At 62.4% G+C, this 13105-nt stretch carries 16 protein-coding genes; 7 read left to right on the plus strand and 9 right to left on the minus strand.

The features are described 5' to 3' along the window. Positions 1–12: 12 nt before the first annotated feature. Complete coding sequence (locus tag ABID58_RS25450) at positions 13–1404, plus strand: NCS2 family permease (RefSeq protein ID WP_354035471.1); 1392 nt, start codon at positions 13–15, stop codon at positions 1402–1404. Positions 1405–1412: 8 nt separating this feature from the next. On the opposite strand, the gene ABID58_RS25455 is transcribed toward ABID58_RS25450, so the two are convergent. Continuing rightward, on the minus strand, positions 1413–1634 hold the full coding sequence (locus ABID58_RS25455; protein ID WP_148753448.1) for a hypothetical protein: 222 nt from the start codon (positions 1632–1634) through the stop codon (positions 1413–1415). A gap of 350 nt (positions 1635–1984) precedes the next feature. On the opposite strand from ABID58_RS25455, the gene ABID58_RS25460 reads away from it, so the two are divergent. Next, positions 1985–2167, plus strand: coding sequence for a hypothetical protein (locus ABID58_RS25460; protein WP_354035472.1), 183 nt, complete (start codon positions 1985–1987; stop codon positions 2165–2167). Positions 2168–2187: 20 nt separating this feature from the next. Here the strand turns inward: ABID58_RS25460 and ABID58_RS25465 are convergent, their stop codons facing one another. From ABID58_RS25465 to ABID58_RS25475, 3 genes are all read right to left on the minus strand, one after another. Then, positions 2188–3567 (minus strand): vWA domain-containing protein, encoded by a 1380-nt coding sequence (locus ABID58_RS25465; protein ID WP_354035473.1) that lies wholly within the window; start codon positions 3565–3567, stop codon positions 2188–2190. 6 nt (positions 3568–3573) lie between these two features. After that, the gene (locus ABID58_RS25470) at positions 3574–4521 is read right to left on the minus strand and encodes an AAA family ATPase (protein ID WP_354035474.1); all 948 of its coding nucleotides are present in this window, start codon (positions 4519–4521) and stop codon (positions 3574–3576) included. Between the two features lie 140 nt (positions 4522–4661). Then, the gene (locus ABID58_RS25475; protein WP_148753444.1) at positions 4662–4862 is read right to left on the minus strand and encodes a hypothetical protein; all 201 of its coding nucleotides are present in this window, start codon (positions 4860–4862) and stop codon (positions 4662–4664) included. 226 nt (positions 4863–5088) lie between these two features. Between ABID58_RS25475 and ABID58_RS25480 the strand changes: the two genes are divergently transcribed. Further along, positions 5089–6063, plus strand: coding sequence for a quinone oxidoreductase family protein (locus tag ABID58_RS25480; RefSeq protein WP_354035475.1), 975 nt, complete (start codon positions 5089–5091; stop codon positions 6061–6063). A 39-nt stretch (positions 6064–6102) separates the two neighbouring features. Here ABID58_RS25480 and ABID58_RS25485 read toward each other — a convergent pair whose 3' ends face one another. Further along, positions 6103–6378: a hypothetical protein gene (locus tag ABID58_RS25485; protein WP_354035476.1), complete on the minus strand. Its 276-nt coding sequence runs from the start codon at positions 6376–6378 to the stop codon at positions 6103–6105. Between the two features lie 100 nt (positions 6379–6478). Continuing rightward, positions 6479–7087: a S24 family peptidase gene (locus tag ABID58_RS25490; protein WP_354035477.1), complete on the minus strand. Its 609-nt coding sequence runs from the start codon at positions 7085–7087 to the stop codon at positions 6479–6481. Between the two features lie 162 nt (positions 7088–7249). On the opposite strand from ABID58_RS25490, the gene ABID58_RS25495 reads away from it, so the two are divergent. Continuing rightward, complete coding sequence (locus tag ABID58_RS25495) at positions 7250–7783, plus strand: GcrA family cell cycle regulator (protein ID WP_354035478.1); 534 nt, start codon at positions 7250–7252, stop codon at positions 7781–7783. Between the two features lie 40 nt (positions 7784–7823). Beyond that, the gene (locus ABID58_RS25500) at positions 7824–8387 is read left to right on the plus strand and encodes a hypothetical protein (RefSeq protein ID WP_354035479.1); all 564 of its coding nucleotides are present in this window, start codon (positions 7824–7826) and stop codon (positions 8385–8387) included. Positions 8388–8435: 48 nt separating this feature from the next. Here the strand turns inward: ABID58_RS25500 and ABID58_RS25505 are convergent, their stop codons facing one another. Further along, on the minus strand, positions 8436–8792 hold the full coding sequence (locus ABID58_RS25505) for a hypothetical protein (protein ID WP_148753438.1): 357 nt from the start codon (positions 8790–8792) through the stop codon (positions 8436–8438). A 605-nt stretch (positions 8793–9397) separates the two neighbouring features. Here ABID58_RS25505 and ABID58_RS25510 point away from each other — a divergent pair. Both ABID58_RS25510 and ABID58_RS25515 read left to right on the plus strand, forming a co-directional pair. After that, complete coding sequence (locus ABID58_RS25510) at positions 9398–9583, plus strand: hypothetical protein (protein ID WP_027531907.1); 186 nt, start codon at positions 9398–9400, stop codon at positions 9581–9583. A gap of 146 nt (positions 9584–9729) precedes the next feature. After that, complete coding sequence (locus ABID58_RS25515) at positions 9730–10071, plus strand: phasin (RefSeq protein ID WP_148753437.1); 342 nt, start codon at positions 9730–9732, stop codon at positions 10069–10071. A 236-nt stretch (positions 10072–10307) separates the two neighbouring features. Here the strand turns inward: ABID58_RS25515 and ABID58_RS25520 are convergent, their stop codons facing one another. Continuing rightward, on the minus strand, positions 10308–11138 hold the full coding sequence (locus ABID58_RS25520) for an alpha/beta fold hydrolase (protein WP_148753436.1): 831 nt from the start codon (positions 11136–11138) through the stop codon (positions 10308–10310). 154 nt (positions 11139–11292) lie between these two features. Beyond that, a complete protein-coding gene (locus ABID58_RS25525; RefSeq protein WP_354035480.1) occupies positions 11293–13089 on the minus strand; it encodes a ShlB/FhaC/HecB family hemolysin secretion/activation protein in 1797 nt (598 codons plus the stop codon). Positions 13090–13105: the final 16 nt, after the last annotated feature.

Raw genomic sequence — 13105 nt, forward strand, 5'->3', positions numbered from 1 at the left:
GGGAGAACTGGGATGAACGAGATGACGAAGCCGCAAGCCGCTCCTGCCGAGCCGGCACCGCGCGCAGCCTCGGGACTGCTTGATCGTACCTTTGACCTCACCGGGCGTGGCACGAGCGTCGGTCGCGAGGTGATGGCCGGCGCGACGACGTTCGCGGCGATGGCCTATATCATCGCCGTCAATCCTGCGATCATGTCCAACGCTGGGATGGACCGTGCCGATCTCGTCAGCGCCACCGCGCTCGCCGCGATCGTCGGCTCGGTGATGATGGGGCTGTGGGCCAATCTGCCGCTTGCGGTAGCACCCGCGATGGGCTCGAACGTCATCTTCACCTATGTCATCGTCAAGCAGATGGGGATGCCCTGGCAGGGCGCACTCGCCATGGTCGCCTTCACCGGCGTGCTGTTCCTGATCCTCAGCCTGTCGAAGCTGCGCGAGAAAGTCGCAAAGGACGTGCCGGAAGCGCTGAAGATCGGCATCCAGGCTGCGGTCGGCACTCTCATCGTCTTCATTGCGCTACGGGGCGCCGGATTCGTGGTCCAGAACCCGTCGACCTATGTCGCCATGGGCTCCTTGCGCAGCCCGCCGGTGCTGCTGACGCTGTCCGGCCTCCTGCTCACGCCGGTGCTGGTGGCGCGCCGGGTGCCGGCGGCGCTGATCCTGTCGATCGCGGTGCTCACGCTGATCGGCTTCTTCGTCCCAGGCGCCAACGGCAAGATGGTGACGTCAGTGCCATCAGCCATCATGGCTTGGCCGCGCTGGCCGACCAGCACCTTCATGGCGCTCGACATCGGCTATCTCTTCAGCCACTTCGTCGTGGCCCTGCCGCTGCTGTTCTATTTCCTGTGCGCCGAATTCTTCTCGACGCTGGGCACGCTGATCGGCGTGACGGGGGCCGCCAATTTGCGCAAGCCCGATGGCTCGATCCCGAATGCTACCGCCGCCTTTGCGACCGACGCGACGGCTTCCATCGTCGGACCGTTGCTAGGGACCTCCGTCGTCACGGCCTACATCGAATCCATCACCGGCGTGCAGGCCGGCGGTCGCACCGGCCTGACCTCGCTGACAGTTGCGGGATTCTTCTTCCTTGCACTGTTCTTCTGGCCGATCTTCGTCATCATCCCGCCGCAAGCGACCGCGCCCGCACTGGTGCTCGTCGGCGTGCTCATGATGCAAGGACTTGCCCGCATCGACATGACCGATCTCGTCAACGCGGTTCCGATCGTGCTGACGCTGCTCGTCACCGTGCTGACCAACAACCTCATCAACGGAATGGCGCTGGGCACGCTGAGCTACATCGCTCTCGAAGTGGCGGTCGGCCGGCGGTCGCAGATTCCGGCGATGGTGTGGGGACTCGGGGTCGTGTTCGTCGCATACGCGATCGTGATCGCACAGATCTTTTGACGCGTGCGTCAAGCCGCGAGGTCCAGCAGTCGACACGATCCGCGCACGAGCACCTTGCGTCCGATGGGGGTCATCGCGGGCACGCCATCATCAATGACAACGAGACCAAGCTTGACCAGGCTGTCGACGAGATAGGCCTTCGCGAGGCGATTGTTCGCTACGGGATTACGAAGTGTGCGCAGGGCTGCCCATTGATCCGGCGAAAGATCGAAGTCGAAATCGTCGTTCATGTTGCCTCAAGCGATAGTCACGTTCGCGCGCCCCTGTTAGCGGCGCTGCATGAAGACCGTGCGACGACAATGAGTCGGGAATTCGGTGAGCTGTTTAGAATTTCTCTTCACGAATTGCCGCAGTCTATTGCGCCACAATAGTTAAGATCGCCCGGACATGATGATTGTCCCGATCATTGATCACTAATTGATGATCTTCTTGATGTTGCGCTGCGGCGGCCGCAGTGCATGGGAAGCGCTGCTGTCTCATTCTGCGTCGCGATATGCATGGAAACGGTGAGACACCGGGTTCGTGATTCTGCTACGCTGATTCACGGGGAATGGCTTCACACGACAAGGAGTGTGAGTGCATGAACAGGCTGGTGGAGATTCGCAGTCAGGAATCCCTGTGTCGCGAGCGTGCGGCGCGCGATTTTGAGCGTCGGGTTTTCTGGCTTACACAGGCCCGGGAATGGGAACAGCGCGCGCTCGACGAAATTGCCTATCACTTTCGCGAGTGCAATGTCGTTCATGCGGAGCTTGCGCGAAGCTGATGTTGGCGTGAGCTGGGGACTTACTGGTAAGTCGCAACGATATCGGAGACCGCGCGCTCGAGCTGCTGCGCGGTGGCGCACTGCCGCACCACGCTGCAAAAGGTCGCATAGCGCGGCATCTCGGAATCGCCAAAGCCCCAGGCGAGCCGTCCTTCGGGGTTGAGCCAGACCAGTCGCTTCGATCGTTCGGAGACGCGGCGCAGAATGTCCGCACGTGGGTCGAGATTGTTGCTGCGGGCATCGCCGAGCACGATCACCGTGGTTTGCGGCGTCAGTGCGCTCATGAAGTCCTTTTCGAAATCGACCAGCGAAGAGCCGTAATCGGACGAGCCGAAACCGACCTTGGACATGATCTCGGCCATCGCCTCTTCGGGCGACTTCTTCTCCAGGATCTCGCTGACCTCGATCAGATGCGACGAGAATGCGAAGGAGCGGACGTCGTCGACTACCTCGTGCAGCGAGTGGATCAGGAGCAGGAAGAAGTCGGAGACCTGCGCGACCGAGCCGGAGACGTCGCAGATCGCCACGATCTTCGGCCGGTCACGGTGCTTGCGCTTCCATGCGGTGAGGAAGGGGACGCCACCCCAGGCAGCGTTGCGGCGAAGCGTGCGGCGGACGTCGAGATGGCCCCGGCGCTGGCGCTTGCGCGGTTTCGAATAGCGCTCGCGCAGCCGCCGCGCAATCTGGCGGATCAGCGCGCGCATCTCCGCAACCTGACGCCGCTCGATGCGCGCGAGGGGCGCATTGCGGAGGATCTCGTTGCGAAGGTTCTCGGCCTCTTCGCGCGCATAGAGCGCAAGCCCTTGTGAGACGGTGTCGCGCACGGCCTCGCGCAGGCCATCGAGCGCGGCCCGCAGGCGCTCGGCCAGCGCGGGATTGGTTGCCGTCAATTCATCGAGATCGTCGCGCAGGCGCTGAAGGCCCATGGCGTCGAGGATGCGGCTGGAGAAGATGCCGCGCTGGGTGGAGTAGCGAATGTCGGAGAGCGAAGCTGCGCCGGAGGCGCTGGCGATGGCGGCCGAGATCGCATTGCGATCCTGCGACATCAGCATTTGTGCAAGTGGACCCAATGCTTCGGAAGGATGTCCTTCGCCCGCATCGCCGGCCGAGCTTGAGGAGGGCGATTGGTCCGAGTCCCGAGAGGCGTCGTCTGCGTTGTCGGCTTCAGGCTGATCCTGTCGCGGCTCGGGCTGGCTGAAGAACAGATCAAAGCAGTCGCCGAGCGCGAGCTTCTCGTCCTGCGACTTGGCGAGCGTCAGAAGCAGCGCGTCGCGCAGGACGGCGCGATCGGTGAAACCGACCTGCGCGACGGCGCGCATCGCGTCGATGCTTTCGGCGGGCGAGACGTGGACACCGGCCCCGCGCGCCGCCCGAAAGAAACGATGAAGGTTCTCGCGCATCGGACGTCAACCGAAGACGTTGGACCGGGCCGCCTTGGCAATGAAGGTGGTGATTTGCGGGTGAGCTGCCTCGATATCGGCCTCGTATTTCAGGAGCACGTTGAGCGTGTCCTTGACCATCTCGGTGTCGAGCTCGGTGGCCTGCAGCAGCACCAGCACGCGCGCCCAGTCGATCGTCTCGCTCACCGAGGGCAGCTTCTTCAAATCCAGCGAGCGGATCTCGTGGATGAAACCGACCATCTGCCGGCGCAGGGTCTGCGAGATGCCGGGGACGCGGCTCTCGACGATGCGCTCCTCCAGCCGCTGCTCGGGGAAGCCGATATGCAGATGCAGGCAGCGCCGCTTCAAGGCGTCGCCGAGATCGCGCTCGCTGTTGGAGGTGAGGATCACCGTCGGCGGCGTGATCGCCGAGACGGTGCCGAGCTCGGGGATCGTGACCTGGAAGTCGGAGAGGATTTCCAGCAGCAGCGATTCGAATTCGGCATCGGACTTGTCGATCTCGTCGATCAGGAGCACGCAGCCGCCCGGCTGCTCCAGCGCCTGGAGAAGAGGGCGCGGCTCGACGAATTCCTTGGAGAAGAACACGTCGCCGAAATCATGAAGCTGTTCGAGCGCAGCGTGCAGTGTCTGCGCGCCGCCAAGAACTTCGCCGAGCTTATCCTTGAGGATTTGCGTGTAGAGCAGCTGCTTGGCGTATTTCCACTCATAGAGCGCCTTGGCCTCGTCGAGGCCTTCGTAGCACTGCAGGCGGATCATCTTCAGGCCGCGCCAGGCGGCAATCGCCTTGGCAAGCTCGGTCTTGCCGACGCCGGCAGGGCCCTCGACCAGGATCGGCTTTTCGATCTGCTGCGACAAATAAACGGCGGTCGCGATCTGGCGGCTCGCGATATAGCCTTGCGCGGCGAGGCCGCTCTCCACTGCCTCGATCGAGGTCGAGGCCTTCTGTTCAGCCACGAAAGGGCGCTCCCAAAGGTCTTGCTTGAGGCTTGTTCTGCCTGCGTTCCCGGCAAAGAACAAGCCTCGTTTGGGACGGGCCTGATCCGCGCTTGCGGCCGGTTTTTCCGCTCAGCGCAAATACTTAGGAGGCGGTGCGGTCAGTGCCGCTGCAGCTCCGGTTTGCGGATGGTCTGCCTGACCTCGGCGCCGCAATCGGCGCATTCATAGACGAAGTCGATCTTGGCAAGGCTCCAGTGCGGCTCGACCTCGCGCACATACATCGGCAGGAACCCCATGCATGTCGGGCAAATCACTGGCGCGATCTCGACATCCTGATGATGCTGTACATAAGCTGGCATCTCGGCTCTCCTTCGCAGGCGACCACCAAACCCCGCGCAAAAGCTACTGCCGGCCGCGTCGATGTCGTCATCAACTCTTTCGAACAGAGGCGGAACGGCGAGGGTTTGTCGTTCGCTGTGACATTCTTGTTACGTCTTTGGACTGTAACGGGCGGGCCGAATGCCTATTTCTCCGGCCGATCCGCTTTTCTCGGACGATCAACGCAACAATAAGGGAGCAACGCCCATGACCCATGCCATTCGTTTTCACAAGACCGGCGGTCCGGAAGTCCTGGTCTGGGAGGAGGTCAATGTTGGCAAGCCGGGGCAGGGCGAGGCGCGCATTCGCCACACTGCCGTCGGTCTCAATTTCGTCGACATTTACAACCGCTCGGGTGTGTATCCCGCGCCATTGCCGAGCGGTCTCGGCAGCGAGGCGGCGGGTGTTGTCGAGGAAGTCGGGCCGGGCGTCACCGATCTGAAGCCGGGCGATCGCGTCGCCTATGGTGCATCACCGCTCGGCGCCTATTCCGAGGCGCGGCTGATCCCGGCCGACCGGCTGTTGAAGCTGCCTGACGGTGTCGACGACAAGACTGCGGCAGCAATGATGCTGAAGGGGCTGACCACGCAGTACCTGATCCGGCAGACCTATCGCGTGAAGGCCGGCGATACCATTCTGCTGCATGCGGCGGCCGGCGGCGTCGGCCTGATCCTGAGCCAGTGGGCAAAACATCTCGGCGCGACCGTGATCGGCACGGTCAGCAGCGACGAGAAGGCAAAACTCGCCAGGGCGCATGGCTGCGACCATGTCATCATCTACACGCGCGAGGATTTCGTGAAGCGCGTCGACGAGATTACCGGCGGCAAGAAGGTGCCGGTGGTCTATGATTCCGTCGGCAAGGACACGTTCCTGAAGTCGCTGGACTGCCTCGCGCCGCTCGGCGTCGCCGCGCTGTTCGGTGCGTCCTCCGGGGCGGTCGAGCCGCTCAATCTCGGCCTGCTCGCCCAGAAGGGCTCGCTCTACGTCACCCGCCCGACGCTGTTTACTTACGCTGCCAAGCGCGAGAATCTGGTCGCGATGGCGAACGAGCTGTTCGACGTCGTCAAGTCCGGCGCGGTCAAGATCGAGGTTCACCAGACCTACGCGCTGAAGGATGCTGCGAAGGCGCATGCCGATCTCGCCGCGCGCAAGACCACGGGATCGACCGTTCTGACGGTGTGATCCCGGATTGAGCAATGGCGCAGGTTGCCTGAGCTTGCGTCAAGCTTTCTCGTGCTTGCGCAGGTCGCGGGCGTGATCGAGGCGGATCGCCTGGAGGTCGACTTCTTCAGGCGGAACTTGCGGAAGCGCGGCCTCGGCCAGGATCGCCTCGGTCACGTCCTCGACCGAATTCTCCACGATTTCGTGGATGAATGAGATGTTCTGGTACTCGCCTGAGGTGACGCGGGAGACAACCCCGCGCCTTGTGATCTCGGGGTCGACGATCGCCTCGCGGCCGCGCCGCCCGTAGTCGATCATCACGACGAAATACTGCATGAAACGATCCTGCCGCGCGCCCCAAGGCCGGGTGCGCGGCAGAGTATTTCTGAAAAACGGAATTAGGTCAAGGTAGATTTCCAGAAATCGGAAATTGGCGCTATCTGCCCTTTTTGCGGGGCCGGGCCGACTTTGCGCGCATCCGCTCGAGCTGGCCCTTGGGCATGGAGAGACAGATCTCTCCGACCCAGTCGAGCTTGACGCCGACGATCGGCTTGGCGTTGAAGCTGTTGAGATTGACGACGGAGGGCGTTTTCCCGCGTTCGATGGTCTTCAAATAGCGTTCACCGGTCTTGAGCCGGACCACGGCCTCCTCGCCGTAGAAGCTCGACAGCGGATGACGCTGGTCCTTGTAGACCACGATCACGTCGCCGCTTTCGTATTTGGGCAGCATCGAATCGCCGACGATCTCAAAGGCGACGGTCTCTTCCATGATCGGGAAGGGCAGCGCGATGTCGCCGAGCCCCTCCGGCGGAACCTGCTCGAAATCCGGCTCGATCACGGCGCCGGCACCCACGCGGCCCATGATCGGCGCGAGGTTCAGCTCAAGATATTCCATGATCGGAATGATTTCCGAGGCCTTCACCAGGCGTTCGCCGCCGAGGATCTCCGATACCGCGCCCGGTCGAACGCCCATCGCCGCGGCCAGCCCGCCCTTGCTCTTGCCTGTCTTTTCCAGGCCCCGCTCGATCATCGCAACGTCTAACATGGTGATTCCCTCGATTGCCCATTGGCTCTGCCTCTTGTAATCCGAAATTCGGAATTGATGCAATTATGAATATCAGAATTATTGCTTGACTTCGTATTCGGAATAACGGAATGTGTGTTCCGCCTCCGGATCGTGCATCGGGGCGCATCACAGGACAGCAGCATGGAACCGGGCCATTGGTCGTCGGAGCATTCCGACGCGCTTCGCGACTATTTTTTCAAGGGATTGTCATATGCGGAGATCGGAAGGGAGATTAACGCAAGGTTTGGAACGGCTTACACGCGCAATGCGGTGGTCGGCCGCGCCAAGCGGCTCGGGCTTGCCGAGCCCGAACGCATGACGAGTCCATCGATCGTGCCGTCCTTGCCGGGCGAGCCCGGCCCCCTCTCGCCGCTTCGTGTTGCAATACCCGGCCTGATCCTGCCGCCGCCATCGGCACTGAGGCCGGCGAATCCGGTCAAATTGCGCTGTGTCGGTGTCCGCCCGCGCCTGATCCCGCTGCTCGAGCTCGAGCGAGGCGATTGCCGCTATCCCTATGGCGGTGACAGGGAGGGAGAGGAGATCCGCTTCTGCGGTCACCCGCGTCAGCTCGGCTCGAGCTATTGCGCGCCGCATGCGCATCTAACCCGCGGTCCTGGAGCGGCGTCCGGCCGTAGCGTCGGTGCCGCCGTGCTGAGGCTGGTCTCCGCCGCCTGACCGGCGCCCCTTCTCAATTCAGTTTGCAAGGAGTTTTCGAGTGGCACGTGCCAGACGCAACATGTCCTACAAATTGACCGGGCTTCACGACCGCCGATTGCGCGATCTGCCGTTCAACGCAGAATTGGCGGAGGTCGAGGTCGACAATCCGCTGGCGCTCGATCTGGACGAGAAGATCGTGGCGATGCGGTCGATCCGCAGCGATCCGCTCGGCCGGCTGCACTCGCACCACCAGGTCGACGAGGCGCAATATCGGGGTGGCCGCGCCTACCAGAACGACTGGGAGCGGGCGGAGCGGGGCCCTCAGGCCATGGATCCGACCCGCGAATATGTCGACGGCACGCGCTCGCGCGCGCCCATTACCGAGAGCCAACGCCAGGCCGTATTGCGGCTGAACCGGGTCGAGCGCGAGCTTGGCACCGACGGCGCCGCGCTGGTGCATGACGTGCTGGTGCTTGGTTTGACGATGGACCAGATCGGCGAGCGACGCGCCGTGCGCACCCAGCGCTGGAACGACTATTTTGCGCGGCGTTTTCGCGAATGCCTCGACCGGCTGGCGCTGGTCTACGGCTTTGCGACGGATGCGCCGGCGCGGCGCCGCTGAGCGGGACGTGCCTGCGGCTTTCACCGTCGGCACGTCCTCCATCGCTCCTCACGGATGCGGCATGATTTGGTAGGGCGTGGTGTAGGGCTCGACGCGGAGCGAGGCGTTGGCCAGCAGCCCGATCTTGGCAGTTGGCGCCTGCTGCATCTCACCGTTCTGCCCGCGATGCACGTTGTACTGCCAGGCCGTGAGGTCGCCCTTCTGCGCCAGTGCGTGCGCGACCGCGCTCGCGTCGTTGCCGCCGAGCGCCTGAAGCTCCTCGGACGATAGCCCGATGACGATCTCGTCCTTGATGGTGACGATCTTGAAAAGGTTCATTTTGGTCTCCTGCGCCCATGCGCCCTGTGCAGAGAGTGTAAGAAGCGCAACCGCGGCGCCCTTGATGAGATCGCAGCGAGAAAGCATGCCGTCGTCCTTTGGTGCTGACGCGCGCCCGAATCAAACAGTCCATCAGCCATGGCGCCCGTGATCTGCGTGGCCGTTTCGCAACCGCTTGGTCGTGCGATCTTGAACAACGGTTCACGGAGCGGGAAATATCGGATGGACCCCGACGTTCGTGGACGATGCAACCGCCGAAACGGGACTCAACGATTACGTGTATACGCTGAAGAAGCGTTAGTTCGCGGCTGCCAATCTCCGTCCACACGGGAAATAAGCGGAAACTCAGGTCTAATTGACGGCGATCGGGGCCACGTCGTGATCGATTGCTGCTTCTTGACGCAGGTGGGTGACGGCGGCGCGTATTCCTGTTATCCGGAATTGCCGTAGCACGATGCCGACGAAGCATCGCTAGCCTTACGGTTTGGCTTGATCGAGGGGTTGTTCCTTGCCATAATTGCAACTTCTCGGGTCGTGCCGAGTCTCTTCAGATCTGCAGGTCGGCATGCCGACCTGCTCGGGTGCTCCGACCTAGAGTTCGGCGTCGCCATCGCGTTCGGTGACGGCGTGCGGTTCTCCATCGGGCTGCCGACGCCCGACCACGAAGAGCCGAGTCCTGTCATAGGTGCGAGATGAAAAACCTCAATTTCGCGGCTGAACTGCATCTTAAGCTCGGCGCGCCCGCGAACGGTACCGTCGAAAGTCTCCGCCTGCTGCGCGCCTTTCTCAAGCTCGCTCCCCGGCAGCGCTTTGAGGTCATCAAGCTCGTCGAAGACCTCGTCACCGACGAGACCATCCCCGAACACCCGCTGTCTTGAGCCCGGCCACGGGCCGATATTACGCTTTGCCACCCTTCAGACCGGCAAGCGGACCGCCAGGTGGCGTCCGTTGCTGGCGCCTGGCCGCTGGAAGGCGGCGCGACAAATGTGCTAATCAGTCAGGAAAAAGAGGGAGGAGTGCGACCATGATCGAACCGAAGCTCGAAGTTCCGGCCGAACTGCGCGACCTGGCTGAGAAAACCATTGACCAGGCCGAAAGGGCCTTCGGCATGTTTTTCGATGCCGCCACCAAATCGATGTCGTCCGTTCCCGGAGCGAGTGCGGACGTATCCAAGCAGGCGCTCGCCTTTACCGAGCAGAACATGAAGGCGGCGTTCGAACACGCTCGCAAGCTGGTTCACGCAACCGACCTTCAGGAAGCGATGCGAATCCAGTCCGAGTTCCTGCGCAGCCAGTTCACCAATGCCGGCGATCACATGCGCCAGATGACCGGCAATTTCATGCAGCCGGGCAAGGACAAATCCTGACCAGGGAAAGTTCGGATGTCCCGCACCACGGCCGTGTGCTTACAAATTGATCTTGCGTACTGACGCGTTGCGCCTTTCAATTCCGGTGCAGGTCCATGACGGGCCACCGGGTGAACCTCATTCGCCGTCTGTCATCCTTTCTGCTGATCCCTGTCGGTTCACCCGGCAGGGATTTGCATTTTGAGGGCTTGTTTGCGCGCTTGGCGCAAAGCTTGATCTGCCGCAAAGGATCCCGGCTAGTAGTCACCGGGATTCATGATCATCGGGGTGGTCGTATCGGCCGGCGCGAGTGCGCTGCTGGCGCTGTCGCGCAGGAAGCGGTCAAGTGTTGCCTGGATCTTCTCCTTGACCGAGTCGGGTCCGCGATCGCTCATCTCGGTATGCTGCGCAGCGGTATGGATGATGTCGATGCCGCGTGCCTTGGCTTCCTCGGGCGTCGGCAGCACGCCGGGGTCGGTCTGAAAATGCGGATCCTTGGAGCGGAACGACAGGATCTTCATTCGGTCGTTGTGCACGAAGGGCACCCTGAGATTGTCGAGCGTGATCACCTTCGACACCAGCTCGGGATGCTGCTGGGCGACATACATCGAGACGTCGCCGCCATTGGAATGACCGACCAGCGTGATGTGATCGTAGTCTGCGTTCTCCTGGCGCCCCTTCAACGTGTTCAGCACGTAGAGGATGTTGGCTTCGCAACGCATATAGACCCCGCGCCGGCCGACATATTTCTGGCCGACATGGGTCATCAGGGGCGGATCGCTCGGCAGATCCTGCTGAATGCTTGCAACGAGATAGCCGCGCGCCGCAAGTATGTTGGCGAGGAAGGAATACTCGGTTGCCTTGACCGTGTTGCCATTGCTGATGATGGCGACCGGAAGCTTCCACAGGCCAAGATTGGCCTTGGTCTCGTAGTCGCGCCGCACCGCAATGTCGACCGAGATCGGCCGCTGGCGCGCGGCGTCGAACAAGGACAGCATCTCGTGACGGATCGCGAATTTGCTGACGACGAAATATTCGCCCGCCGCGAGGACGCAGAGAAAGGCCAGGATTGCAAACACCCTCTTCATGGTTCCGTCTCAATCACTTTTGACTGAACATGGCTATCGAAAACCCCCGGATCGAGCGATCGTGAGCACGTTACGGGATTAAATTTAGGCAAGTCTGTGAGCAAGTCTGTGAGAAGGGCCCCAAAAGGGCCGCATCGAGGCGAAGACCGCGCGGCTAGAGACAGCCGCCCCTGCCGCGTTCGGGGCAAAGCCGGAACGCGCTCGACAGGGTGAACAGGAACCGAGGGCTGCGGCGCTCATTGTCCGGCGCCCGGTAGCTCAAGGGCACGGCGACGCCGAAATCCGCCTGGAAATCCTGCGGCAGAAAGAACCGCACGCCAGCACCGGCCGACGTCAGCGCCAAGCCGTCGCTCAGACGGTAGCCATCGTTCCAGACTGCGCCGGCGTCGCCGAAAGCGTAGAGCTGGTAGCCGCTCCAGTAACGGAAATTGAGCTTCTGGTCGAAGCGCAGCTCGAGCGAGCCGGCAAGACCGTTATCGCCGCTGATCTCGGCCGCACCATAGCCGCGGCCGAAGGCTGCACCCCCGAGATAAAATTGCTGCGAGGTGAACAGCGGCCGCGACGCGGTCTGGCTTGCCGCCGAGAGCTTGAGCGACCAGTCGTCATTGAGGGTCTGGTAGCGCGTGAACCAAAAATTCAGCACTGAGAAATTCGAGGACGCGCCATCGCGCGACAACAGATCATCGTCGAAATGCGAGGCGCCGAAGACGTCGAGGCCCTGGCGATAGGTCAGCGTTGCGTAGTTGGTGCCGCCGAAGCGATCCTGAAGCCGGTAGTCGGCGGTGAGGCTCGCGGTCCTGATGTGGTCGTTGTAGTACGGGCCGAACAGGTCGTGCTCCGACACGTTGCTGAAGGTCCCGGCCATGGTGAGCGTCAGTCCGGACGATTGCGACATGAAGGGAACGGTGCTTGCCCGCACCTCGAAAGCCTCCGTTGTGGTGATGTCGCCGTCGAGACGGCGCGCGTCACCTGGCCGGACTGCACTATAGAGGACGGAGGCGCCGAGGCGTACCCCGTCGACGCCGACCGGCGCGTCATAGGACAACCGCGCGAAGCCGAGCTCGCGCGGATCGTTGGCAATGGTCGACAGGTTCACCGCGAGCGTGTCGCCGGGTGTGAGGTATGAGTTAAAGGCGCCCGTCGCGTAGGTCTGCCATGGGCCGACCGACGACGAGCCGAGATTATCCAGGCCAAACGACGTGAAGACGTGCCAGGTCTTCAGAAAGACGGTGAGGCGGAAGCGACCGGTTGCGCCGCTGATCTCCTCCAGCGCGGTATCGGTGATCCGAACGCCCGGCCTGCCGTTGATGAGGAAGAGCTGGCGTTCGAGCGTTGCCAGACGTGACGGCTGCTCGGCCAGGACCGGCCCGAGCATCGGCCTCACGCCGAACTGCTCGGCGCCGTCGCCCTTCAGATCGGCTTGGACGATCGCGCCTTCGATCACCTGGATCCGGACACGACCGTCGGCGATGTCCTGCGGCGGCACGATCGCGCGGCTGAGATGGAAGCCGTCACCGCGGTAGAGATCGCTGATCGCGCCGGCGATCGCAGCGAGATCGGCTTGCGAGACCTTCTTGCCGAGATAGGGCTGATAGAGGACGGCGATGCGATCCCGGGAGATGACGTGGGCGCCGCTGATGTTGATGCCGCGCAGGACAAATTGTGGCTTGGTGTCGCCGCCAATGTTCGGCTGGCCAACCGAGGGTAACTTCACCGGAGGGCGGTTCAGAGATTCCTGCTCTGTTTGGTTTTCAAAATACTTCTCCTGCTGGCGTGGATCGAACCCCGGCTGGTTCGCCTGCTGCGCGAACGCCTGCGGAGTTCCCGCAAACGTCGGTCCGAGTAGCACCAGCGTGGCAGCAAGATACCGTCCAACCGCGCCACGCGCGGACCATTCTCCGTAGTTTGACGGAGAGGTCTCCAGGCGCCGGTAAGGATTCAGTAGCCACATGATTTTTCATAGTTTT

This window comes from Bradyrhizobium sp. S3.2.6 (assembly GCF_040546885.1).
GTDB lineage: Bacteria > Pseudomonadota > Alphaproteobacteria > Rhizobiales > Xanthobacteraceae > Bradyrhizobium > Bradyrhizobium cytisi.